The 21,871-nt window shown below is 71.9% G+C and carries 20 protein-coding genes; 13 read left to right on the plus strand and 7 right to left on the minus strand.

Translation table 11 applies throughout. The annotated features are described in order from the left end of the window. Positions 1–207: 207 nt before the first annotated feature. From H5965_RS17395 to H5965_RS17415, 5 genes are all read right to left on the minus strand, one after another. Positions 208–1,509, minus strand: coding sequence for an amidohydrolase (locus H5965_RS17395; RefSeq protein WP_310971047.1), 1,302 nt, complete (start codon positions 1,507–1,509; stop codon positions 208–210). Between the two features lie 193 nt (positions 1,510–1,702). After that, positions 1,703–1,999 carry a hypothetical protein gene (locus H5965_RS17400; protein WP_310971048.1) on the minus strand — a complete coding sequence of 99 codons (297 nt, stop codon included), beginning with the start codon at positions 1,997–1,999 and terminating at the stop codon, positions 1,703–1,705. Between the two features lie 49 nt (positions 2,000–2,048). Continuing rightward, the gene (gene meaB / locus H5965_RS17405) at positions 2,049–3,032 is read right to left on the minus strand and encodes a methylmalonyl Co-A mutase-associated GTPase MeaB (protein ID WP_310971049.1); all 984 of its coding nucleotides are present in this window, start codon (positions 3,030–3,032) and stop codon (positions 2,049–2,051) included. Positions 3,033–3,035: 3 nt separating this feature from the next. Then, positions 3,036–5,204 (minus strand): methylmalonyl-CoA mutase, encoded by a 2,169-nt coding sequence (gene scpA, locus H5965_RS17410; protein ID WP_310971050.1) that lies wholly within the window; start codon positions 5,202–5,204, stop codon positions 3,036–3,038. After that, complete coding sequence (locus tag H5965_RS17415) at positions 5,201–7,036, minus strand: methylmalonyl-CoA mutase family protein (RefSeq protein WP_310971051.1); 1,836 nt, start codon at positions 7,034–7,036, stop codon at positions 5,201–5,203. Before H5965_RS17415 ends, scpA begins: the two co-directional genes overlap by 4 nt. Before the next feature lie 138 nt (positions 7,037–7,174). On the opposite strand from H5965_RS17415, the gene H5965_RS17420 reads away from it, so the two are divergent. Beyond that, complete coding sequence (locus tag H5965_RS17420; protein ID WP_310971367.1) at positions 7,175–8,902, plus strand: serine/threonine-protein kinase; 1,728 nt, start codon at positions 7,175–7,177, stop codon at positions 8,900–8,902. Here the strand turns inward: H5965_RS17420 and H5965_RS17425 are convergent. Next, on the minus strand, positions 8,899–9,525 hold the full coding sequence (locus H5965_RS17425) for a MerR family transcriptional regulator (protein WP_396136910.1): 627 nt from the start codon (positions 9,523–9,525) through the stop codon (positions 8,899–8,901). The genes H5965_RS17420 and H5965_RS17425 overlap by 4 nt on opposite strands. 114 nt (positions 9,526–9,639) lie before the next feature. Here H5965_RS17425 and H5965_RS17430 point away from each other — a divergent pair, with 114 nt between their 5' ends. Genes H5965_RS17430 through H5965_RS17440 form a run of 3 tightly spaced genes read left to right on the plus strand, consistent with a single transcriptional unit; the run spans position 9,640 to position 11,773 of the window. Beyond that, positions 9,640–10,581 carry a hypothetical protein gene (locus tag H5965_RS17430; protein ID WP_310971053.1) on the plus strand — a complete coding sequence of 314 codons (942 nt, stop codon included), beginning with the start codon at positions 9,640–9,642 and terminating at the stop codon, positions 10,579–10,581. Further along, positions 10,578–10,997, plus strand: a complete 420-nt coding sequence (locus H5965_RS17435; protein WP_310971054.1) for an ABA4-like family protein — start codon at positions 10,578–10,580, stop codon at positions 10,995–10,997. Before H5965_RS17430 ends, H5965_RS17435 begins: the two co-directional genes overlap by 4 nt. Beyond that, positions 10,994–11,773 carry a purine-nucleoside phosphorylase gene (locus H5965_RS17440; RefSeq protein WP_310971055.1) on the plus strand — a complete coding sequence of 260 codons (780 nt, stop codon included), beginning with the start codon at positions 10,994–10,996 and terminating at the stop codon, positions 11,771–11,773. The genes H5965_RS17435 and H5965_RS17440 overlap by 4 nt, the downstream gene beginning before the upstream one ends. 139 nt (positions 11,774–11,912) lie before the next feature. Here H5965_RS17440 and H5965_RS17445 read toward each other — a convergent pair whose 3' ends face one another. After that, positions 11,913–13,064 carry a glycosyltransferase gene (locus H5965_RS17445; RefSeq protein WP_310971056.1) on the minus strand — a complete coding sequence of 384 codons (1,152 nt, stop codon included), beginning with the start codon at positions 13,062–13,064 and terminating at the stop codon, positions 11,913–11,915. 30 nt (positions 13,065–13,094) lie between these two features. Between H5965_RS17445 and H5965_RS17450 the strand changes: the two genes are divergently transcribed. The 9 genes from H5965_RS17450 (at position 13,095) to H5965_RS17490 (ending at position 21,797) form a co-directional block, all read left to right on the plus strand. Continuing rightward, positions 13,095–14,705 (plus strand): phospho-sugar mutase, encoded by a 1,611-nt coding sequence (locus H5965_RS17450; RefSeq protein WP_310971057.1) that lies wholly within the window; start codon positions 13,095–13,097, stop codon positions 14,703–14,705. After that, the gene (locus tag H5965_RS17455) at positions 14,705–15,157 is read left to right on the plus strand and encodes an NAD(P)H-dependent oxidoreductase (protein ID WP_310971058.1); all 453 of its coding nucleotides are present in this window, start codon (positions 14,705–14,707) and stop codon (positions 15,155–15,157) included. Before H5965_RS17450 ends, H5965_RS17455 begins: the two co-directional genes overlap by 1 nt. Before the next feature lie 300 nt (positions 15,158–15,457). Further along, complete coding sequence (locus H5965_RS17460) at positions 15,458–15,877, plus strand: helix-turn-helix transcriptional regulator (RefSeq protein WP_310971059.1); 420 nt, start codon at positions 15,458–15,460, stop codon at positions 15,875–15,877. Next, positions 15,874–16,395 carry a hypothetical protein gene (locus H5965_RS17465; RefSeq protein ID WP_310971060.1) on the plus strand — a complete coding sequence of 174 codons (522 nt, stop codon included), beginning with the start codon at positions 15,874–15,876 and terminating at the stop codon, positions 16,393–16,395. Before H5965_RS17460 ends, H5965_RS17465 begins: the two co-directional genes overlap by 4 nt. Further along, a complete protein-coding gene (locus H5965_RS17470) occupies positions 16,392–17,516 on the plus strand; it encodes an MAB_1171c family putative transporter (RefSeq protein WP_310971061.1) in 1,125 nt (374 codons plus the stop codon). The genes H5965_RS17465 and H5965_RS17470 overlap by 4 nt, the downstream gene beginning before the upstream one ends. Position 17,517: 1 nt before the next feature. Next, positions 17,518–18,684: an amidohydrolase family protein gene (locus H5965_RS17475; protein WP_310971062.1), complete on the plus strand. Its 1,167-nt coding sequence runs from the start codon at positions 17,518–17,520 to the stop codon at positions 18,682–18,684. An 86-nt stretch (positions 18,685–18,770) separates the two neighbouring features. Further along, positions 18,771–19,160 (plus strand): hypothetical protein, encoded by a 390-nt coding sequence (locus H5965_RS17480; RefSeq protein ID WP_310971063.1) that lies wholly within the window; start codon positions 18,771–18,773, stop codon positions 19,158–19,160. Between the two features lie 23 nt (positions 19,161–19,183). Then, the gene (gene hisS / locus H5965_RS17485; RefSeq protein ID WP_310971064.1) at positions 19,184–20,473 is read left to right on the plus strand and encodes a histidine--tRNA ligase; all 1,290 of its coding nucleotides are present in this window, start codon (positions 19,184–19,186) and stop codon (positions 20,471–20,473) included. Between the two features lie 55 nt (positions 20,474–20,528). Next, positions 20,529–21,797, plus strand: a complete 1,269-nt coding sequence (locus H5965_RS17490; protein ID WP_310971065.1) for a HEAT repeat domain-containing protein — start codon at positions 20,529–20,531, stop codon at positions 21,795–21,797. Positions 21,798–21,871: the final 74 nt, after the last annotated feature.

The raw sequence follows: 21,871 nt of genomic DNA on the forward strand, positions 1-21,871 counted from the left end.
CCTGTCGACGCGACACCGCGCCGTGCCGTCCTCCCCACTCGGTCACAACATCAAGAATCAGGCTCTCCCGCCATCTTGGGGAGAGCCTGATTCAGCCGCTGTGGATAACTACCTGCCTGTGGATAACCCTGGGGACAACTCTTGTGCACAAACGGACGACACGCGTACCTGGATGGACGACACGCGTACTCAGGCGGACGACACGGGTTAGGCGAGGGTGGTTAGGGCGGTGTGGACGAGGGTTCGGACTCCGCAGAGGAGGGCTCGCTCGTCGAGGATGAAGGTCGGGCGGTGGATGTCCGATTGGGGGGCGGGCGGGCCGGGCCAGACGCCCAGGCGGGCGAAGGCTCCCTGGACGTGCTCCAGGTACCAGCCGAAGTCCTCGCCTCCCGAGGACTGCTCCGTCGGGGCCACCGCGCCCTCGCCGAGGGCCGCCTCGACGCCGGCGCGCATCAGGGCCGTCGACTCCGGGTCGGAGACCACCGGGGGGACGCCGCGGCGATAGTCCAATGAGAAGCCGACGCCGGTGGGGGCCAGGAGCGACTCCACCGAGGAGGCGACCAGGGGCTCCAGGGCCGTCCAGACCTCGTGGTCGGCCGTGCGCAGGGTGCCGCGCAGGACGCCGTCCTGGGGGACCGCGTTGGCCGCCTGGCCCGCGTGGACCGCTCCCCACACCAGGACCGTCCCGGAACGCGGGTCGACGCGGCGGGAGAGCACCGCGGGCAGGGACGTGATCACCGTGCCCAGCGCGTGGACCAGGTCCGCCGTCAGGTGGGGCCGGGACGTGTGGCCGCCCGGGGACGTCAGGCGCAGCTCGATCAGGTCGGCCGCCGACGTCAGGGCCCCGACGCGCATTCCGACCGAGCCCACCTCGAGCCGCGGGTCGACGTGCAGGCCGTAGATCCGCTCGACGCCGTCCAGCGCGCCCGCCGCGATCATGTCCAGGGCTCCCCCGGGCATGACCTCCTCGGCCGCCTGGAAGATCAGCCGGACCCGGCCCGGCAGCTCCGGCGCGCCGGCAAGGGCGCGGGCCGCGCCCAGCAGGATCGCCGTGTGGGCGTCGTGGCCGCACATGTGGGCCGCGCCCTCGGTCGTCGACGCGTAGGGCAGGCCCGTCGCCTCCGTCAGCGGCAGCGCGTCCATGTCCGCGCGCAGCGCCACGCACCGCTCGCCACTGCCGATGTCGCAGACGACGCCGGTGCCGCCCGGCAGCACCCACGGCTTGAGCCCGACCGAACGCAGCAGCGTGACGACCAGTTCCGTGGTCGCGAACTCGTGCCGCGACAGCTCCGGATGCGCGTGGATGTGCCGCCGCCAGGCGAGCACGTCGGTCGCGTTGGCGCGCAGCCAGTCGTCCAGCCAGAACGGGCCGCGGCCCGCACCAAGGTCCTCCACGGGAGCCATGCTTACGCCGGCTTCGGAAATGAGCGCCTCGGACCCCTCCATGGGGTTGATGATGCGCCCTTGGGGGTCGCCTGGAACGTCCGGCCGTGAGTCGAGCACCGTCACGCCGCACCTCCTCCCGCAACACGGGTAACCCGCGCAGCGGCTGGGGTCACGCGTCGTGCCGATCGATCTGTACGCATTTGCAGACGATCGTGCACCATGCAGGCGGCAAGCCGCGCCTCGAAAAGCGCCGTCCTAGACGGCCGGTACCGGATCTGCGTTGAACGGCGTGGCTAGTTCGGCAAAGCCGAAAACCTCAGGACCCCTTGGCCCGCTTCGAACGGATCTTGCGCCCCCAGATCACGATGCCGAGCAGGACGACCGCGATCAGGCCCGCGACCAGCTTGTTCCGGGTCTTTTCGCTGTTCGCCTTGTCCGTCTGGGCCGGGTCGAGGACCGGCCCCGGAGGCTGGGTCTGCGCCGGCACCAGCGCTGCGGAAGACACGCTCACCGTCACGGCCACCGGGCGCACCGGCGCCGCGTACGCCGGCGACGCGGTGAACAGCACCGCCCCGAGCAGCCCGACCAGGACCAGACCCCGCAGTTTCGCCATGTCATCCCTTCGCCACGACCAGGCATTCTGCCCGTGGACCGCCCGCACGTCAGCCACCGAACGCGTCGAGGATCCGCTGAGCACCGAGGGTAGCCGTCAGTTCACCGTCCCGCACCGCCCGCTCGACGTCGGGAACGACCGTTCGCACGTCCGGATGCACCGCCAGCCGACCCAGCAGCTGCTCGCGCACCATCGCCCAGGTCCAGTCGACCTGTTGCTGCCGCCGCCGCGCGTCGAGTTCGCCGGACGCCGTCAGCGTGTCGCGGTGCCGCTCGATCGCGCCCCAGACCTCGTCGAGCCGCAGGTTGTGCAGGCCGCTGCAGGTCAGCACCGGCGGCGTCCACGACGCTTCGGGCCCGTAGATCATCCGCAGCGCGCCGGCCAGTTCCCGCGCCGCGCGCCGGGCGTCCCGCTCGTGGTCGCCATCGGCCTTGTTGACCGCGATGACGTCGGCGAGCTCCAGCACGCCCTTCTTGATGCCCTGGAGCTGGTCGCCGGTGCGGGCCAGCGTGAGGAACAGGAAGCAGTCGACCATGTTCGCGACGGTCACTTCGGACTGTCCGACCCCGACTGTCTCGACCAGCACGACGTCGTAGCCGGCCGCCTCCATCAGCACGATCGTCTCGCGGGTGGCCCGCGCGACCCCGCCCAGCGTCCCGGACGTCGGCGACGGCCGGATGAACGCCCGTTCGTCGACCGCCAGCCGCGCCATCCGGGTCTTGTCGCCGAGGATCGACCCGCCGGTCCGGGTGGACGACGGGTCGACGGCCAGCACGGCGACGCGGTGCCCGGCCGCGGTCAGGTCCGTGCCCAGCTGGTCGATGAATGTCGACTTGCCGACACCGGGGACGCCGGTGATGCCGACGCGCTGGGCGCCACCCGCCGACGGCAGCAGTTCGACCAGCAGTTCCTGCGCCAGCGCCCGGTGGTCGTCCCGCTGCGACTCGACCAGCGTGATCGCCTTCGACAGCGTCCCGCGGTCGCCCGCCAGGACCCCCTTGGCGTAGGCGGTGACGTCGATCTTGCGCGGCAAGGGTCAGGACTCCTGCGCGGACAGCTGGCCGAGCAGGTCGATGGCCGCGTCCGCGAGCACGGTGCCGGGCCCGAAGATCGCCGCCGCGCCGGCCTCGCGCAGCGCCGGGTAGTCCTGCGGCGGGATGACACCGCCGACGACGACCATGATGTCCTCGCGGCCCAGCTCGGCGAGCTCGTGCCGCAGCGCCGGCACCAGCGACAGGTGCCCGGCGGCCAGCGACGAGACGCCGACGACGTGCACGTCCGCCTCGATCGCCTGCCGCGCGACCTCGGCCGGGGTGGAGAACAGCGGGCCGACGTCGACGTCGAAGCCGAGGTCGGCGAAGCCGGTGGCGATCACCTTCTGGCCGCGGTCGTGGCCGTCCTGACCCATCTTCGCGACGAGGATCCGCGGGCGGCGGCCCTCCTCCGCGGCGAACTCCTCGACCAGCTGACGGGCCTTCTCGACGTTCTGCGTCTTCCCCACCTCCTCGCGGTACACCCCCGAGATGGTCCGGATCTGGCCGGAGTGCCGGCCCCAGACCTTCTCCAGGGCGTCGGAGATTTCGCCGACCGTGGCCTTCGCCCGGGCCGCGTCGATCGCGAGCTCCAGGAGGTTGCCGCCGTTCTGCGAGCCCTCGGTGAGCCGCCGCAGCGCGTCCTCGGTGGCCGCGGGGTCGCGTTCGGACCGCAGCCGCCGCAGCTTCTCCAGCTGCTGGGCGCGGACGCCGGCGTTGTCGACCTTCAGGACGTCGATCTCTTCGTCGTCGGTGACCTGGTATTTGTTGACGCCGATCACCGGCTGCCGCCCGGAGTCGATGCGCGCCTGGGTGCGCGCGGCGGCCTCCTCGATGCGCAGCTTGGGGATGCCCGCGTCGATCGCCTTCGCCATGCCGCCGGCCTGCTCGACCTCGGTGATGTGGCCCCACGCCTTGCGCGCCAGGTCGTAAGTCAGCTTCTCGACGAACGCGGACCCGCCCCACGGGTCGATCACGCGCGTGGTGCCGGACTCCTGCTGCAACAGCAGCTGCGTGTTGCGGGCGATCCGCGCGGAGAAGTCCGTCGGCAGCGCCAGGGCCTCGTCGAGGGCGTTCGTGTGCAGGGACTGCGTGTGCCCCTGGGTCGCGGCCATCGCCTCGACGCACGTCCGGACGACGTTGTTGTAGACGTCCTGCGCGGTCAGCGACCAGCCCGACGTCTGGGAGTGCGTCCGCAGCGAAAGCGACTTCGGCGACGAAGGGTCGAAGCCCTTCACGAGCTTCGCCCACAGCAGGCGCGCCGCGCGCAGCTTCGCGACCTCCATGAAGAAATTCATGCCGATCGCCCAGAAGAACGACAGCCGCGGCGCGAACTTGTCGACACTGAGCCCCGCGTCGACGCCCGAGCGGATGTACTCGACGCCGTCCGCGAGCGTGTAGGCCAGCTCCAGGTCGGCGGTCGCCCCGGCTTCCTGCATGTGGTAGCCGGAGATGGAGATCGAGTTGTACTTCGGCATGTGCTGCGAAGTGAAGGAGAAGATGTCGGAGATGATCCGCATCGACGGCTGCGGCGGGTAGATGTAGGTGTTGCGGACCATGAACTCCTTGAGGATGTCGTTCTGGATGGTCCCCGCGAGCTGCTCCGGCTTCACCCCCTGCTCCTCGGCCGCGACGACGTAGAGCGCCAGCACGGGCAGCACCGCGCCGTTCATCGTCATCGACACGGACATCTTGTCCAGCGGGATCCCGTCGAAGAGCTGCCGCATGTCGTAGATGGAGTCGATCGCCACGCCCGCCATGCCGACGTCACCCGACACGCGCGGGTGGTCGGAGTCGTAGCCGCGGTGGGTGGCCAGGTCGAAGGCGACCGAAAGCCCTTTCTGCCCGGCGGCGAGGTTGCGCCGGTAGAAGGCGTTGGACTCCTCGGCGGTGGAGAACCCGGCGTACTGGCGGATGGTCCACGGCTGGTTGACGTACATCGTCGGGTACGGCCCGCGCAGGAAGGGCGCGATGCCCGGGTACGTGCCGAGGAAGTCCACATCGGACAGGTCGGCGGCGGTGTAGACGGGCTTGACGCCGATGCCCTCGGGCGTCTCCCAGGCCAGGGCGTCCGGGCCCTTGCCGGTGGTGCTCTCCACCGCGCGCGCCCACGCGTCGCGGTCACCCGGCGACGGCGTGCCGAGGTCGAGACCGGCGAAGTTCGGGATGCTCATCGCGTGACTCCCAGCTTGGCGTGCAGGCCTTCGAGGACTTCCAGGGCGTTGCACCCGGCGAAGACGTTCGCGTCCACGCCGTCGTAGGTGCCCTTCCCCGCGAGCAGGACGTACTCGGCGCCGAGCGACTTGGCGACTTCGGCGGCCTGGGCGGCGTAGGCGTCATCGGTGCCGCAGAGGCAGGCGATGCGCGCGCCGGAAGCCGCGAACGCGCCGGGCAGGTCGTCGGTCGCGCCCGGGTTGACGGCTTCGATCCCGCCCGCCTGGAACAGGTTGGCGGCGAAGCCGGCCCGCGTGGTGTGCGCGGCGACCGGGCCGAGGGTCGCGAGGAAGATCTTCGGCCGCGAGCCGTGCGAAGCGAGGTACGCGTCCGAAGCGTCGCGAAGCGCTTCGAAACCCTCGGCGTACCGGTGCCGCGGCAGCCCACCTTCCACAGTGGACGGAACCGGCTCCCGCACCACCGGCTTCTCGGCCAGGTTGGGGAACTCACTGACGCCGGTGAGCGGGTCACGCCGGGTGGCGATCCGCGACGAGCGCTTCTCCCACGTCTCGGCCAGCCGCCCGGCCAGCGCGCCGGAGGCCAGCGAAGCCGCCAGGCCGCCCTCGCCCTCGATGGCGGTGAACTCGGCCCAGGCGGCGTGCGCGAGGTCGTCGGTGAGCTTCTCGACGTACCAGGAGCCGCCCGCCGGGTCGGCCACGCCGGCCAGCCTGGACTCCTCCAGCAGCACGGCGTGGGTGTTGCGGGCGATCCGCGCCGAGAAGGCGTCGGGCTTGCCGATCGCCGCGTCGAAGGGCAGCACGGTGACGGCGTCCGCGCCGCCGACGCCCGCGCCGAAGCAGGCCACCGTCGTGCGCAGCATGTTCACCCAGGGATCGCGCCGGGTCAGCATGGCCGGCGACGTCACGGCGTGCTGGCGCATCGGCGAGGTGAAGCCGCAGACCTCGGCGACGCGGGCCCACAGGCGGCGGGCCGCGCGCAGTTTCGCGATGGTGGAGAACTGGTCGGCGGTCGCGGCGAGCCGGAACTCCAGCTGGCCGGCGGCGGCCTCGACGTCCAGCCCCGCGTCCGTCAGCGCCCGCAGGTAGGTGACGCCGGCGGCGACCAGCGCGCCGAGTTCCTGCGCGTCCGACCCGCCGGCTTCGTGGAACGGCAGGCCGTCGGCGACGATCGTCCGCACTTTCGGGTACTTCCCGGCGACACGCACGGCGAGCGCGGCGGCCGGTTCCAGCTCGACCGCGGAACCGGACCGCGCTGCCAGCCCGACCGGGTCGGCGCCCAGGACGGCGGTGGCCTCGCTCGCCGGGATCTCGCGCTCGTCGAACAGCGCCAGCAACTCCGAAGCGGCCGCTTCGTACTGCGCACCCACGTCCAGCACGACGGGCGCCAGGTCGAGGTACACCTCGTTCAGGGCGTCGGCCAGGGCCGCGGGCGGGACCGACAGCCAGATCGACGTCACGCCGCCTTCGAGGTCGGCCAGGATCGCCTTATTGACCGCGCGGCCGTCGTCGCCGGTGAACCGGGCGCGGACGTCCCAGCCGGTGCCGACCCGGCCGTCCGGGCGCGCGCCGCGCACGTAGGGCGGCAGGCCGGGGAAGCCGATGTCGCCGGGGACGTCTTCGGCCGTGTACAGCGGCTGGATCCCGATCCCGTCGTAGGTGCGCGTGACGAGCTTGCTCTCCGGGGCGCCCGTGAAGTCCTCCGGCAGCTTCCCGCTCTTGCGCAGCACGCCCGCGACCAGCTCCTGCCACTGTTCGCGCGTCGCCTGCGGGAACTCGGCCGCGAGGTCGAGCTCGGAGATCGGCACTGACTCCGGACCGGCCACATCAGTCATAACCTGTGATGGTAGAGGCACTCGCCGCGCTCGACCTGTGAGTCTGGTCGCGCTAGGGGCCGTCACCGGACAGGTTAGGGGCCGGTGCCGCGGGTACGACACAATTGGCCCGTGCCCCCCTCCAGCGAAGAGACACGAGTGGTCGCCGGTCGCTACCGGCTGCGTTCGGTGCTCGGCTCCGGCTCGATGGGCACCGTCTGGTCGGCCTACGACGAGTTCCTGCACCGGCAGGTGGCCGTCAAGGAGATGAAGGTGCCGCCGGGCATCCCGGCGTCGCAGGCGGACGAGCTGCGGGAGCGCACGCTGCGCGAGGCGCGGGCGATCGCCGTGCTCTCCCACCCCAACGTGATCATCCTGCACGACGTCGCCCGCGAGGACGACCAGCCGTTCGTGGTGATGGAGCTGCTGCCCTCGCGCAGCCTGGCGCACATCCTGCGCGACCACGGGCCGCTGACCGTCGGGCAGGCCGCCGCGGTCGGCATCGCCGTGGCGTCCGCGCTGGAGGCCGCGCACGCCGCCGGGATCACCCACCGTGACGTCAAGCCGGGCAACGTCCTGGTGGCCAGTGACGGCCGGATCAAGCTGACCGACTTCGGCATCGCCCGCAACGTCTCCGAGGCGACCATGACCCGCACCGGGATCATGCTCGGCTCCCCCGCCTACATCGCGCCGGAAGTGGCCTCCGGCGGCGCCGTCACGCCGGCGGCGGACCTCTGGGGCCTCGGCGCGACGCTGTTCGCCGCGGTCGAGGGCGCGCCGCCGTACGACGCCGACGGCGATCCCCTGGAGACGGTCGGCAAGGTCGTCAACGGGAAGGTGCCGCAGCCGAAGGCCGGCCCGCTGGCCGACGTCATCGGCGCGCTGATGAAGAAGGAGCCCGGCCAGCGGATCACCCTGCGCGAGGTCCGGCACCGGCTGTACCCGCTGCAGACGAAGACGCCGCTCGACCTGTTCGGGCCCGAGCTGTTCCACACCCCGGACGGCAAGAAGACGTCGGCGCAGCCGGACGCCACCGACACGCAGGTGATCAAGACCGTCCTGCCCGAGAAGGCCAAGGCGGAGAAGAAGGCCGAGGGGTCGAGCAGCGAGCTCGCCACCGACCCGGGCCCGCTGCCGTTCCTGCGCCCGCCGTCCCCGGCGCCGTCCCCGACGCCGAGCGCGCCGACGGTGTTCGTCGCGCCGCCCCGGCCGGCCCGGCGCAGCTCCACGGCCACCGCGGTGCTCGTCGCGGTGGCCATCCTGCTCTTCCTGCTCGCCGCGGGCGGCGGGTTCGCGCTGGCCAGGGCGGTCGGCGGCCAGTCGCTGCTGCCGCCGGCCGCCGCCCCGCGGAGCACGTCGAACGGCCCGACCGACGTGCCGCCGCCGTCGCTGGTGCAGCAGTCCGGCGACGCGAGCTACGTGACCGGCAACGGCGGGCAGTTCGGCCTCCAGGTGCCGGAGGGCTGGCAGAAGTTCGTCGCCCCGCACACCACGAGGTTCGGGGCGAGCACCGCCGTCCAGTACGTCTCGCCGGACGGCCGCCGGTCGCTGCGGGTGGAACGGCTGGTGAAGTACTTCGCCCAGTTCCCCGACGACAACGAGTACATCGCCTACCTGAAGACGTCCTACCCGGGCAACGCCTTCTTCCTCTTCCCGCCGTCGCCGCTGCCGGACGGCAAGGGCACGACGCTGACCTACCGCCTGGCCGAGGGCGGCACCCTCCCGGAGAGCGACGGGGGCGGCGGCACCCGCGTCACCTTCATGAACCTGGTCCAGGCGGGCACCAGCCTGTGGATCCTCTCCGTCACCGTGCCGGCCGAACAGGAGAACTCGGGCCGCCAGGACGTCTTCGACCGGGTCGCCCCGACGCTGAGCGTCTCGGACTAACCGCCGAGGACCGTGCGGGACACCTGCTCCTGCGCGAGGTGGCGCAGGCCGGCGAAGATCCGGTCGCCGAGGACGGTGGCGACCAGCCCGGTCTCGATGATCTTGTCCAGCGACGTCAGGCCGACCACCACCTCGACGTCGACTTCCGCGACGCGCATCGCCAGGTCGGCGTACTCCTCGAGGCGTTCGGTCAGCTTCTCCTGCCCCAGCTCCTTGGCCGTCGCCAGCGCGGCGATGAGGTTGGCCATCGCGCGGTGCTCGGCCGGGTGCTCCTTCCAGCCGTGGCGGCGCATGACGTCCGCCAGCCGCCCGGACGCCCACTCGGCGGCCTCGTCGGACACCTTCGGCGCGGGCCCGGCCAGCTCCTGCTGGACGACGCCCATCGTCCGGTGCGGGGTCTCGTGGTCGTCGATCGCGCCGAGCACGACGCCGACGGAGGCCAGCGACAGGCCGCCGACCTCGGTGAGCGCCTTGATCAGCCGCAGCCTCTGGACGTGCGCCGGGGAGTACCGGGCCTGGTTCGGGCTGGTGCGCTCGCCGGGCGGGAGCAGGCCTTCACGCAGGTAGTACTTGACGGTCGCGACCGGCACCCCGGACTCGGCGCTCAGCTCGGCCATCCGCATGCGTTTCCGCTCCGATCCCGGGGTCCGTCTCGGGGACAACCCTGAAGACTTCTCAGTATGGATAGTTTAACTTTCCAAAACGGAGAGCTTGACTATCCGTTCTGGGAGGAACTCATGACCATCCTTGCCGATCTCCGGAGCAGAACGAACACCTGGCACCGGCCGTCCGCGCTCGCGGCGGCCGCCCTGGGGGTGGTGGCACTGCTGTGCGTGGCCGCCATGGTCCTCGACCAGCGCACCCTGGGCGGCGCGCCGATCTGGGCGAAGCCGTTCAAGTTCGCGGTGTCCGGCGCGCTCTACTTCGCCACCTGGAGCTGGCTCGTCTCGCTGCTGCCGCGGTTCCGGCGCACGGCGAACTGGCTCACCAACCTTCTGGTGGTGATCTTCGCGGCCGAGTACGTCCTGCTGGTGTTCCAGGCCGCGCGCGGCCGGGCGAGCCACTTCAACGTCGCGACCCCGCAGGACGCCGCGATCTTCGGCAGCATGGCCGTGATGATCGTCGTGCTCTGGGTCGCCACCCTGGCGCTCACGGTGCTGATGCTGTTCACGAAGATGCCCGACCGTGCGTCGTACTGGGCGGTGCGGGCCGGAGCGGCGCTGTCGCTGGTGGGGATCACGCTCGGCCAGCTGATGACGTCGCCGACCGCGCAGCAGCTCGCGCAGTGGCGGACCGGCGGGCAGCCGTCGATGGTCGGCGGGCACACCGTCGGGCTCGAAGACGGCGGCCCCGGCCTGCCGATCCTCGGCTGGAGCACGGTGGGCGGCGACCTGCGGATCCCCCACTTCGTCGGGATGCACGCCCTGCAGGCCCTGCCGCTGCTCGCCATCGCGCTGGTGGCGCTGGCTTCGCGGTTCCCGCGGCTGCGCGACGACGTCGTCCGCGCGCGGCTCGTCCTGCTCGGAGCGGCCGGGTACGCGGGCCTGATCGCGCTGGTCACCTGGCAGGCGCTGCGGGCACAGTCGATCGTGCACCCGGACGCGGCGACGCTCGGGGCGTTCGCGCTGCTGGTCGCGGCGGTCGGGCTGGGTTCGTGGGCTACGGTGCGCGTCCGATGAACCTCTTCGACCTGGCCTTCCCGCTGGCCGCGCCGTTCTGGGCGCTGCTGATCCTGGCCCCGAAGTGGCGGTGGACCGAGCGGGTCATGCGCTCGCCGTGGGTGCCGCTGCTGCCGCTGGTGTGCTACTTCGCGCTCGTGCTGCCGCACTTCGGCGAGTGGGGACGGGCGATGCTGCGGCCCGACCTCGGCGTCCTCCAGACGCTGCTCGCGACGCCGTGGGGCGCTGGGCTCGTCTGGGCGCACCTCATCGCGTTCGACCTGTTCATCGCGCGGTGGATGTACCTCGAAGGGCGCTCGGCCGGGATCTCGCCGTGGCTCGTCAGCCCGATCCTGCTGCTGACGATCTTCCTGTCGCCGTTCGGGCTGGTGGTGTTCCTGGCCGTGCGAAGTGCCCGGTTACGCTCCCTCGCATGAGTGAACACGAAGCCGCGAGCGCCATCGCCAAGCGCACCGGCGTTGACGCGCACGACATCGCGGTGGTCCTGGGGTCGGGCTGGCGCCCGGCGGCGGACGTCATCGGGGAGTGCGAGACGGAGATCCCGTTCGCCGAGCTGCCCGGCTTCACCACGCCCGGCGCGGTGGGCCACGGCGGCACCATCCGGTCGCTGAAGATCGGGGACAAGAACGTCCTGGTCATGCTGGGCCGGACGCACTTCTACGAGGGCAAGGGCATCGACCCGGTGGTGCACAACGTGCGCACCGCCGCGGCGGCCGGCGTCCGGTCGGTGCTGCTGACGAACGCGGCGGGCGGCCTGCGCGAAGGGTTCCGGGTGGGGCAGCCGGTGCTGATCTCGGACCACCTGAACCTGACCGCGCGCTCGCCGATCGTCGGCGCGAACTTCGTCGACCTGACGGACCTGTACTCGAAGCGGCTGCGGGACATCGCCCGCGAGATCGACCCGTCGCTCGAAGAAGGCGTCTACGCGGGCCTGACCGGGCCGCACTTCGAAACGCCGGCGGAAATCCACATGCTGCGCACGCTGGGCGCTGACCTGGTCGGCATGTCGACGGTCCTGGAGGCCATCGCCGCCCGCGCGGCCGGCGTCGAGGTCTTCGGCCTGTCCCTGGTGACGAACCTCGCCGCGGGCATGACCGGCGAGCCCCTGAACCACCAGGAAGTCCTGGAGGCCGGCCGCGCCGCGGCCACCCAGATGGGTTCCCTGCTCCGGGAACTCGTCACCCGCGCCTAACTTCGTGTCGTCCCCTCAATCACGCGTGTCGACCCTTCAATCACGCGTGTCGACCCTCCGCGCACCGGAGCGGTGTGCGGGAAACGCCGACACGCGTGATCAGGAGGTCGACACGCGTGATCAGAGGGTCGACACGATGTCAGGTCAGGGTGGGGAGCTGGGCGGCGACGTCGGCTGGGGAGGGCATGGCCGCGACTTCGGCGGCCAGGGCTTGGGCCGCGTCGCGGACCGCGGTGTCCGTGAGGAGGTGACGGGCCTTGGTGGCGACGGCCTCGGCGGTGACTTCGGCGCCGAGGAGGCGGTCACCGACGCCGGCCGCGAGGACCGCGTCCGCGTTGGTGAACTGGTCCGCTCCCTGCGGGAGGAGCAGCTGCGGGAGGGCCGCGCCGAACGCGCCGAGCGTCGTGCCGCTGCCGCCGTGGTGGACCACCAGGTCGACGTGCGGGAGCAGGGCCGCCTGCGGGACCCACGCCTCGAGCCGGACGTTCTCCGGGACCTCGCCCAGCACGCCCTCGGGCAGCGACGGGCCGGTGGCGACCAGGACGTCGACGTCCAAACCGGACAGACCGGCGATCGCCTCGGTGAGCACGCCCGCGTGCCCCATCGCCGTGCCCAGCGTCAGGTAGACCAGCGGACGCCGCTTGTCCAGCACGCCCTTCGGCAGCTCGCCCGGCTCGCTCCAGCCGACCGGGCGCAGCGGCACCCGGCGGGTGCGGGCCAGGAAGTCCGCGTCCTGCACCGACTCCGGGCAGATGTCGACGAACGGGCCGCCGAACGCCAGGTCCTCGCCCATCTCGATGCCCAGCTCGGTGGCGTGGACGCGGATCGCGTCGCGGATCTGCCCGGTCATCGGGTCGCCGGTCGACACGCGGCCGAAACCGTGCATCACCACCGGGATCCCGGCCTTGATGGCGGCGAACGCCCCGCCCGAATTGCCCGCTTCGCTGACCACGAGGTCGGGGCGGACGTGCTCGAACAGCGGCCGCAGGTCGGCGACGAACCGCTTCGGCATCAGCTCGCCGAACACCTTCGCGACGACCGGGAACAGCAGCTCCCGCGGGATGTCACCCGGCGGGCCGGGCCGGCCCGCTTCGCCGAACGCCTGGCCGAACGCGTCCTTGATCGCGAGCCCGGCGGCCGCCGTCTCGAGCCCGGCTTTGGTCAGCTGTGGCAGGAAGTCTTCCGAGGTGGCGAAGACGACGTCGTGGCCCGCCTCGCGCGCGGCGACCGCCAGCGGGACGAGCGGGAAGGTGTGGCCGAAGGACCCCAGTGAGGTGAAGAGTAAGCGCACCTACCCGACCATAGCCCGTAGGCTGTCGCGGTGACATCGGATTCCACCCTGCGTGACGCCGCTTCCCGCTGGATCGCCGCCGATCCGGACCCCGCCACCCGCGCCGAGCTCGAGGCCGTCCTGGCCCGGGCCGAACGCGACCCCGGCGCCGCCGCGGACCTGGCCGACCGCCTGGCCGGCCCCCTGGAGTTCGGCACCGCCGGCCTGCGCGGCCCGGTGCGCGCCGGGCCCAACGGGATGAACGTCGCCGTCGTCACCCGTACGACGGCCGGGGTCGCGGAGTGGCTGACGGCGCACGGGCACGCCGGCGCGCTGGTCGTCGTCGGCCGGGACGCGCGGCACGGCTCGGAAGCCTTCGCCACGGCCGCCGCCGAGGTGCTGACCGCGGCCGGCTTCGACGTCAAGGTGTTCCCCCGCCCGCTGCCGACGCCGGTGCTCGCGTTCGCCGTCGGCCGGCTCGGCGCGGTGGCCGGGATCCAGATCACCGCGTCGCACAACCCCCCGGCGGACAACGGCTACAAGCTCTACGACGCGACCGGCGGCCAGATCGTCCCGCCGTCGGACGGCGAGATCGAGCGCGCCATCGAGGCCGCGCCCGCGGCGATCGAGGTGCCGCGGGCGCCCGGCGCCGAGGTCGTCGACCTGCTGGACCGCTACCTCGACGAGGTCGCGACCCTGCCGCTGGGCCACGAGCGCACGGTGCGGGTGGCGGCGACGGCGTTGCACGGCGTCGGCGCCGACACGCTGCGCGCGGCCTTCGAGCGGGCCGGGTTCACCGACCTGCACCTGGTCGAAGCCCAGGCCGCGCCGGACCCGGACTTCCCGACCGTGTCGTTCCCGAACCCGGAGGAGCCGGGCGCGACCGACCTGCTGCTGGCCCTGGCGTCCGATGTGGACGCCGACCTGGCGATCGCGCTCGACCCGGACGCCGACCGGTGCGCACTCGGCGTCCGCGAGCGGACAGGCGAGTGGCGGATGCTGCGCGGCGACGAAACCGGCGTGCTGCTCGGTTCGTACGTACTGTCCACAGTGGATAGAACGGTGCTGCCGGACCCGCTGGTGGCGACCACGATCGTGTCGTCGTCGATGCTCGGCGAGATCGCGAAGGCCGAGGGTGCCCGGTACGCCGAGACGCTGACCGGCTTCAAGTGGCTGGTGCGGGCCGGCGAAGGACTGGTGTTCGCCTACGAAGAGGCGCTCGGGCTGTGCGTGAACCCGGGTTTCGTGCGCGACAAGGACGGCATCGCCGCCGCGACCCTGGCCGCGGGGCTCGCCGCGCAGCTGAAGGCGCAGGGCCGCACGCCGCTGGACGTGCTCGACGAGCTGTCCCGGCGCCACGGCGTCCACCTGACCGATCAGGTTTCGCTGCGGGTCACCGATCTCGCCGTCCGCGGGCAGCTGATGGCGAAGGTGCGGGCCACCCCGCCGGCCCGGCTCGGCGGCGTCGAGGTCACCCTCGAAGACCTGCTGCCGGAGGCCGACGTCGTGCGGCTGACCGGCGACGGGGTGCGCGTGGTCGTGCGGCCGTCCGGGACCGAGCCGAAGCTGAAGGCGTACCTGCAGGTGGTGGCCGACGCCCGTGAGGTCGCGCAGGAGCGGCTGACGGCGTTGCGGGCCGACGTCGAGGAGCTGCTCGCCTGATGGCGCGGCTGCTGATCGTGCACCACACGCCGTCGCCGTCGATGCAAGCTTTGTTCGAGGCGGTCGTCGCGGGCGCGACGCACCCGGACATCGAAGGGGTGGAGGTGGTCCGCCGCGCGGCGCTGGCGGCCACCGCCACCGACGTCCTCGAAGCGGACGGCTACCTGCTGGGCACGCCGGCGAACCTGGGCAGCATGAGCGGCGCGTTGAAGCACTTCTTCGACACGATCTACTACCCGTGCCTGGACGAGACGCGAGGTCGCCCGTTCGGGTACTGGATTCACGGCAATAGCGACATTTCGGGCACCGAGCGGCAACTGCTGGCCATCACGACCGGCTTGGCGTGGGCCAAAGCGGCGGAATCGGTCACCGCAACCGGTGATCCGGACCGGAAGACCCTGGAAGCGTGCACCGAATTGGGTGGCACGCTGGCCGCCACGCTGATGGCCTGAAGGAAAATAAAAGGGGCCTGTCACCGGAAGCCCTGGGGGTCGACCTCCGGCAACAGGCCGTGGTCAAGGGTTCGCCCGAGGGCGATCAACCTTGACCCCTGAAGCGTACTACAGACGGCCGATCATGACGAGTCGAAGGCACGACAACCTCTCGCCTGAGCGTTCCGTACACCCCCAGGGCACGGAGAGCCAGGCGAGAGGCTTGCCAACTGTAAACCACTGCATACGATAGCTGTCAACATGTGCGTACAGTGGTTCTGCGGCTAGAATTTTCCGCGGCTGGATTCCCAGGGGGTGGAGATGGCACGGGAACGCACCTTTGCGGAGCGCCTGAGCGCCCTGATCGAGGCGGCGCGGCTGGACGGGCGCGCACCGCACAGTTACCGGGAAATCTCCGCCGCCGTCGAGCGCGCGGGCGGCCCGGCGATGTCGCCCGCCTACCTGCAGCAGCTCGCCACCGGCAAGCGGGTCAACCCGAAGATCCACTACGTCGAGGCGCTGGCGAGGCTGTTCGGCGTGCCGGTGACGTACTTCTTCGACGAAGAGGCGGCCGCGCCGCCGGCGGGCGAGGCGCAGCTGATGGCGATGCGGGCCCAGGAGCTGTCCCCGCAGGGCCGCCGGCAGGTGATGGACCTGCTGGAGCTCGTCGAGCGCTATGAGCGCGCCGAACGCGAGGGCCGGAACCCGGACGACCGGGGCCCGGGAAGCGCGCTGCGATGAAGGAACGCGAGCTGCGCCGCCGCTGCCGGAAGCTGCTCAAGGACCTGGACATCGGGCCGCCGCTGGACGTCGAGGTGCTGTGCGCGCGGCTGGGCGAGCGGCGCGGGAAACCGATCCGGCTGCTGGCGTACCCGCTCGAAGTGCCGGGCCCGTTCGGCTGCTGGATCGCGACGTCGTCCGCGGACTACATCTTCTACCAGGCCGAAACCACGAAATCCCACCAGGACCACATCATCCTGCACGAGCTCGGGCACATGCTGGCCGACCACCACCCGCACGGCGACGCCGAGCCGGCGGACTTCCTGCGCGGCCCGGCCACCGATCTCGACCCGGATGCCGTGCACCGCGCCCTGCGCCGCTCGTCCTACGATGACGCGCACGAGTGGGAAGCCGAGACCGTCGCGACCATCATCCTCGAGTGGGCGTCGGTCCTGAACTACACGATCCCGCGGCGTGCTGCGGACCGGGATCTCCGCCGGATCCAGGGGGCGCTCGGCGATCACCAAGGGTGGTTGTGAGCACACTTTTCAGCCCCGTGAACTTGATCGCGCTGGTGCTGTTCGCCGCTGCGCTCGCGTGGCGGATCTACCAGGTGACGCGCGCGCCGACCGTGCCGAACTGGGCCGTCACCGCGTGCGTGGCCGGGTTCGCGGCGGCGTTCCTGCTGCAGCAGCCGGAGCTCTCCGACGACGTCGACGCGCTGCTGGGCCGCGGTGCGGCGCGGGTGGCGAACAACGCGCTGCTGGCGTGCGGCATCTGCGCGCTGGTGATCTTCTTCCTCGGCTCGGCGCTGGGTCCCCGCCGGTACCGCCGGGTGGTCGCCGAACTGATCCCGCTGGCCGCGGCGATCGCGCTGATGATCGTCGCGATGGATCTGACGCGGCCGGAGCTGCGCGGCCTGCCGCTGGGGCCGTCGACGATCCACGACAGCGGTGTCGCGGTCTTCTATCTCGGCGCCGGGCTGTACCTGATCTACGGTCTCATCGCCTGCACGGCCTGGATCGTGCGATATCTGCGGGTGGCCGACCGGAATCTGCGGATCGGGTTGCGGCTGGGCGCGATCGGCATGGCGAGCGCGGCCGCCGGCAGCGTCTTCCGCGCGCTGTACATCGTGGTGGCGTGGGTGTTCGGCCCGGTCGTCAAGATCCTGCTGCTGCTCGGCGTGCCGTTCGTGGTGGTCGGCGGGATGCTGTTCCTGGCCGGCGTCACCTACCCGGGGTTGCGGGCGCGGGTTTCGGCGTTGCGGCGCCGCCGCCAGCACCGGCGCGAACACGAGGCTCTGGCTCCTTTGTGGACGGTGCTGGTCGAGGCGTTCCCCAGCATCGTGCTGCGGACCCCGCCGCGCCGCGGCGACCGCCTCTCCCCGCGCGGCATCCACCGCGTGCACTACCGCCGGGTGATCGAGATCCGGGACGGCCTGGTGCAGCTGTCGCCGTACCTGGACGCGGACTTCGGCGAAGTCGTCGCGGCCGATCCCGGGGCCGCGGCGGCCGCGCTGAAGTCGGCGCTGCGGCGGCACGCGGACGGCGAGGCCAGCGACGGCCGCGCCAAGCAGGTCCTGCCCGCCGGGGCCGACGACCTCGAATCCGACGTCCGGCCGCTGCTCGCGCTGTCGGCCGCGATGACGGACGGGAAGTGACGTGGACACCCTGATCACCGCCGGTCGCGTGCTGCCGCGGCCCGCCACCCCGGTCGAAGACGGCGCGGTGCTGGTGCGCGACGGCGTGATCGTCGCGGCGGGCCCGCGCGCGGACGTCGTCGCGCAGGCCGCACCGGACGCGGCCCGGCACGACTTCCCCACCGGGACCGCGCTCGCCGGGTTGTTCAACGTCCACGTGCACCTGGCGTTCGACGCCTCCCGCGAGATGCTGGCCCACTTCTCCGCGAGCGAAGACCTCTTGGACGGCGCGCGCTCGCGGCTGACGGCGATGCTGCGCAGCGGTGTCACGACCGTGCGGGACCTCGGGGACCGGGGCCACCTCGGCGCGGCCGTCCGGCGCTCGTTCGAAGGTTCGCCCGCGCCGCGGCTGCTGGTGTCGGGACCGCCGATCACCGTGCCGGGCGGGCACTGCCACTTCTTCGGCGGCGAAACGGCTTCCGACGGCGAAATCCGCGCCCTGATCGACGCGAACGCGGCGGCGGGCGCGGACGTGATCAAGGTGATGGCCAGCGGTGGCCAGATCACCGAAGGCGGCGCGGACATGTGGGAGTCGCAGTTCGACGCCCGGCAGCTGCGCGTGGTCACCGAACACGCCGCGTCGCACGGGCTGCCGGTCGCCGCGCACGCCCACGGCGCCGACGCGATCGAGGCCGCCGTCGACGCCGGCGTCTCGACGGTCGAGCACTGCAGCTTCATGACCGGGCCGCGCTCGTTCGACCGGCGCGCGAACATGGCCGAGCGGATGGCTGCCGAAGGCATCTCGGCGTGCTCCACGAGCAGCCGCAACTGGCGGACGATCGTCGAGCGGCTCGGCGACGAGCTCGGGCAGGCGATGTACGGCCGGCTGCCGTGGCTCGAGGAGCAGGGCGTCCGCCTGCTCGCCGGAACGGACGCGGGCCTGGCCGGCTCGGTGTTCGACGACCCGGCCGGCGCGCTCGAGCTGTACGAGTGGCTCGGCTTTTCCCGGCGCCGGATCCTCGAGATCGCGACCGAGGACAGCGCGGCCGGGCTCGACCTCGGCGCCGTGACCGGCCGGCTCGCGCCCGGGCTCGCGGCGGACGTCCTGGTCGTCGAAGGCGACCCGCTCGCGTCGCTGGCCGCGCTCCGCAATCCCGTGCTGGTGCTGGCCCAGGGCCGCGTCGCCTAGTTCCCCGATCGGGGAATGCCTTCTTTGGTGACAGCGTTTTAAAACAGTGTTACTGTTGCGCTACCCCACCTCGAAGGAGCTCCCCGATGCACGGACCGACCCAGCTGTTCACGGTGATCGCGCTGGTCTCCCTGCCGACCGTGATGTACGGCGGCTACGCGCTGATGGGCGTCCTGCGCGACCGCAAGCTGACCGAGCACCAGCGCGCGATGTTCCGGGCCGGCCACGCGCACGCCGGCGTCCTGCTGGTCCTCGCCCTGGTCGCGCTGCAGATCCTCAGCCGCACGACGCTGTCCGACACGACGTTGTGGATCACGTGCTTCCTGCTGTTGTTCGGGATCCTCGCCCAATCGGGTGGATTCTTCCTCCACCTGCTCCCGAACCGGGGCCGGCTCGGCGGGCGGGTGACGTCCGCGGGCGCGGTGCTGCTGGCCGCGGCGATGCTGCTCACGGCGTACGGGGTCGCTTTCGCCTGAGTGCCGGTCGTTAAGCTGGTGACGTGCCTGAATACCTGCCGACCGCGCCCTACAAGGGGACCCGGGACTTCCTGCCCGCCGAAATGTCCGTGCGTACCCAGGTGTTCGGTCATCTCTACGACGTCCTCGAGCGCCGCGGTTTCCTCCGCTACGACGGCCCGATCCTCGAGTCGGCCGAGATCTACGAGCGGAAGTCCGGGCAGGAGCTCGCGGACAAGCAGCTGTACACGCTGACCGACAAGGGCGGGCGGCGGCTGGCGCTGCGGCCGGAGATGACGCCGTCGGTGGCGCGGATGATCGCCGGGAGCGCGAAGTCGCTGTCGTTCCCGGTCCGCTGGTACAGCCACCCGAACTGCCACCGGTACGAAGCGCCGCAGCGCGGCCGCGTGCGTGAGCACTGGCAGATCAACGCGGACATCTTCGGCTCGGACAGCGCCAACTGCGAGATCGAGATCTTCGAGCTGGTGCACGACATGATGGCCGCGCTGGGCGCGACGCCGGACATGTTCGTGCTGCGCGTCAACGACCGGAACCTGCTGACGTCGGCGCTCACCGACGTCGCCGGGGTGTCGGCGGACCACCTGAGCCAGGTGTTCGCGCTGGTCGACCGTTGGGAGAAGTACCCGCGCGAGAAGCTGGCCGAGAGCGCCGGCGAGATCGGGCTCTCGGACAAGCAGTTCGAGAAGCTGGCGGAGACGCTCGACGCGGGCGAGGCGCTGCTGGACGAGCTGCCGGCGGAGGTGCTGGAGCAGTCGAACCTGGTGCGCGTGCTGAACAGCAGCGCGGGTTCGCTGGTCAAGTACGAGCCGATGATCGTGCGCGGGCTGGCGTACTACACGTCGACCGTGTTCGAGGTCTTCGACACCTCACCGGAGAACCGCCGCGCCCTCTTCGGCGGCGGCCGCTACAGCGACCTCGCGTCGATGTTCACGCCGCAGCAGATCCCGGGCATCGGGTTCGGCATGGGCGACGTCACGCTGATCGACTTCCTCGACACGCACGGGCTGACCCCGGCCCCGCGCAGCGAGGTCGACGTCATGGTGATCCCGGTGACCGAGGACCTCTCGGACGCGGCCCGCTCGGTGGCGGCGTCCCTGCGCGGCGCGGGCCTGCGGACGTCGACGCCGATCGAGCACCGCAAGCTGGGCAAGGAGCTGACCCGCGCGGACAAGGCGGGAGCGGCCGCGGTGGTGATCGTCGGCCAGGAGGACTGGGCCGCGGGGAACGTGACGGTCCGCAGCCTGGCGACGCGGGAGCAGAACCCGGTCGCGATCGCCGACGCCCCGGCGGCGGTGCGCGCGCTGCTGGCGTAAATCGGTTCGACGCCCCTCCGGGGCCGGGGCATCCTGGGCGCCGGAGGGGAGACCGATGATCGTCTACCGGGATGTGCGGCAGTGGGCCGAGTTCGACGCGGCCGTGCGGCGCGCGTCGGGGTATCGCCGCGGGAGGCGGCTGAGCCGCCGGCCTTCGCGCGAAGAGCTGTCCGAAGCCGTGTGTGACGGTGACGGGTACCTGCGCGAGGCGGCCGTCGAGCGCTTGGCGGTCAGCACCGATCCCGAGGCACTGCCGCTGCTGCTGGTCCGGTGCGTCGACTGGGTGCGGCCGGTCCGGGAGCTCGCCCGGTCGATCGTGCTGTCCCGGTTGGACGAATCCGCGTTCCGGGCGATGCTGCCGCTGATCGGCGTGCTGCGACGGCGGCAGGTCGACGACTGGATGACCACGCTGTTCCGCTCCAACCTGCCGGGCGCCCTCGACGACGCGCTCGCGTTGGAGGACCGCGAAACCCGCCGGTGGGTGCACGCGGAGGCGAGCGGGCTTCTGTCCCGCGAGCGGCTGCTCGGCATTGCCGTGCGGGACGCCGACATCGTCGTGCGCGCGACCTGCGGCAATACGCTGCTGGACCGCGGCGAGTGCGTCTCGGAGCTGTTGGCGTTGGGGGTGCCGAAGGTCCGGATGCGGGCGTTGGCGTTGCTGGGTCCCGATGCCGCTGTCGCGCACCTGGCGGACCGGTCGTCGGCGGTCCGGTCGATGGCGCAGGCGTTGGTCCTGAAGGCGGGCGGCGACCCGGCGGCGCACTACCGCGTGATGCCGATGTCGTTCGGCGTGCTCGCGGGGCTCGGCGAGACGGGTGTCGCCGCCGACGCCGCGTTCCTGGAGCGTCACCTCGCCGACGACCGTCCCCGGATCCGCCGGGCGGCGGTCCGCGGCCTGCGCCGGATCGCGCCGGAGTCGGCGGCGGTGCGTCCGCTGCTGACGGACCCGTCGCCGTCGGTGACCCGCCAGGTGGTGCTGTTCCTGCGCGGGCGGTGCACCGACCCGGCGACGCTGCGGCCCCTCCTGGGCCGGGACCGCCCGCTCCACACGCGCCGCGCGGCGGTGGCCCTCCTGCGCGACCACGACGTGTGGCTCCGCCTGCACACGGACCTCACCCTCCTGCACGACCCGGACCTGGCGGCCGACGCCCACCAGGACCTCCACGCCTGGCTCACCCACTCAGCCGGCACCTACACCACCCCGAGCCCGGGCCTGGCCGCGGAAATCGACGCGGCCTGCACCACCCTCACCCCGGCCTTGGCCCGCGAAATCCGCTTCGCCCTCCCGGGCCGGCGTGCGGGAAGGGTCGACACGCGTGATTGAGCAGTCGACACGCGTGATTGAAGGGTCGACACGGCGAAACCGGGGAACCTTGCCGTGTCGACCCTCTGATCACG

Origin of the sequence: Amycolatopsis sp. 505, from assembly GCF_031625235.1 — a bacterium.
GTDB lineage: Bacteria > Actinomycetota > Actinomycetes > Mycobacteriales > Pseudonocardiaceae > Amycolatopsis.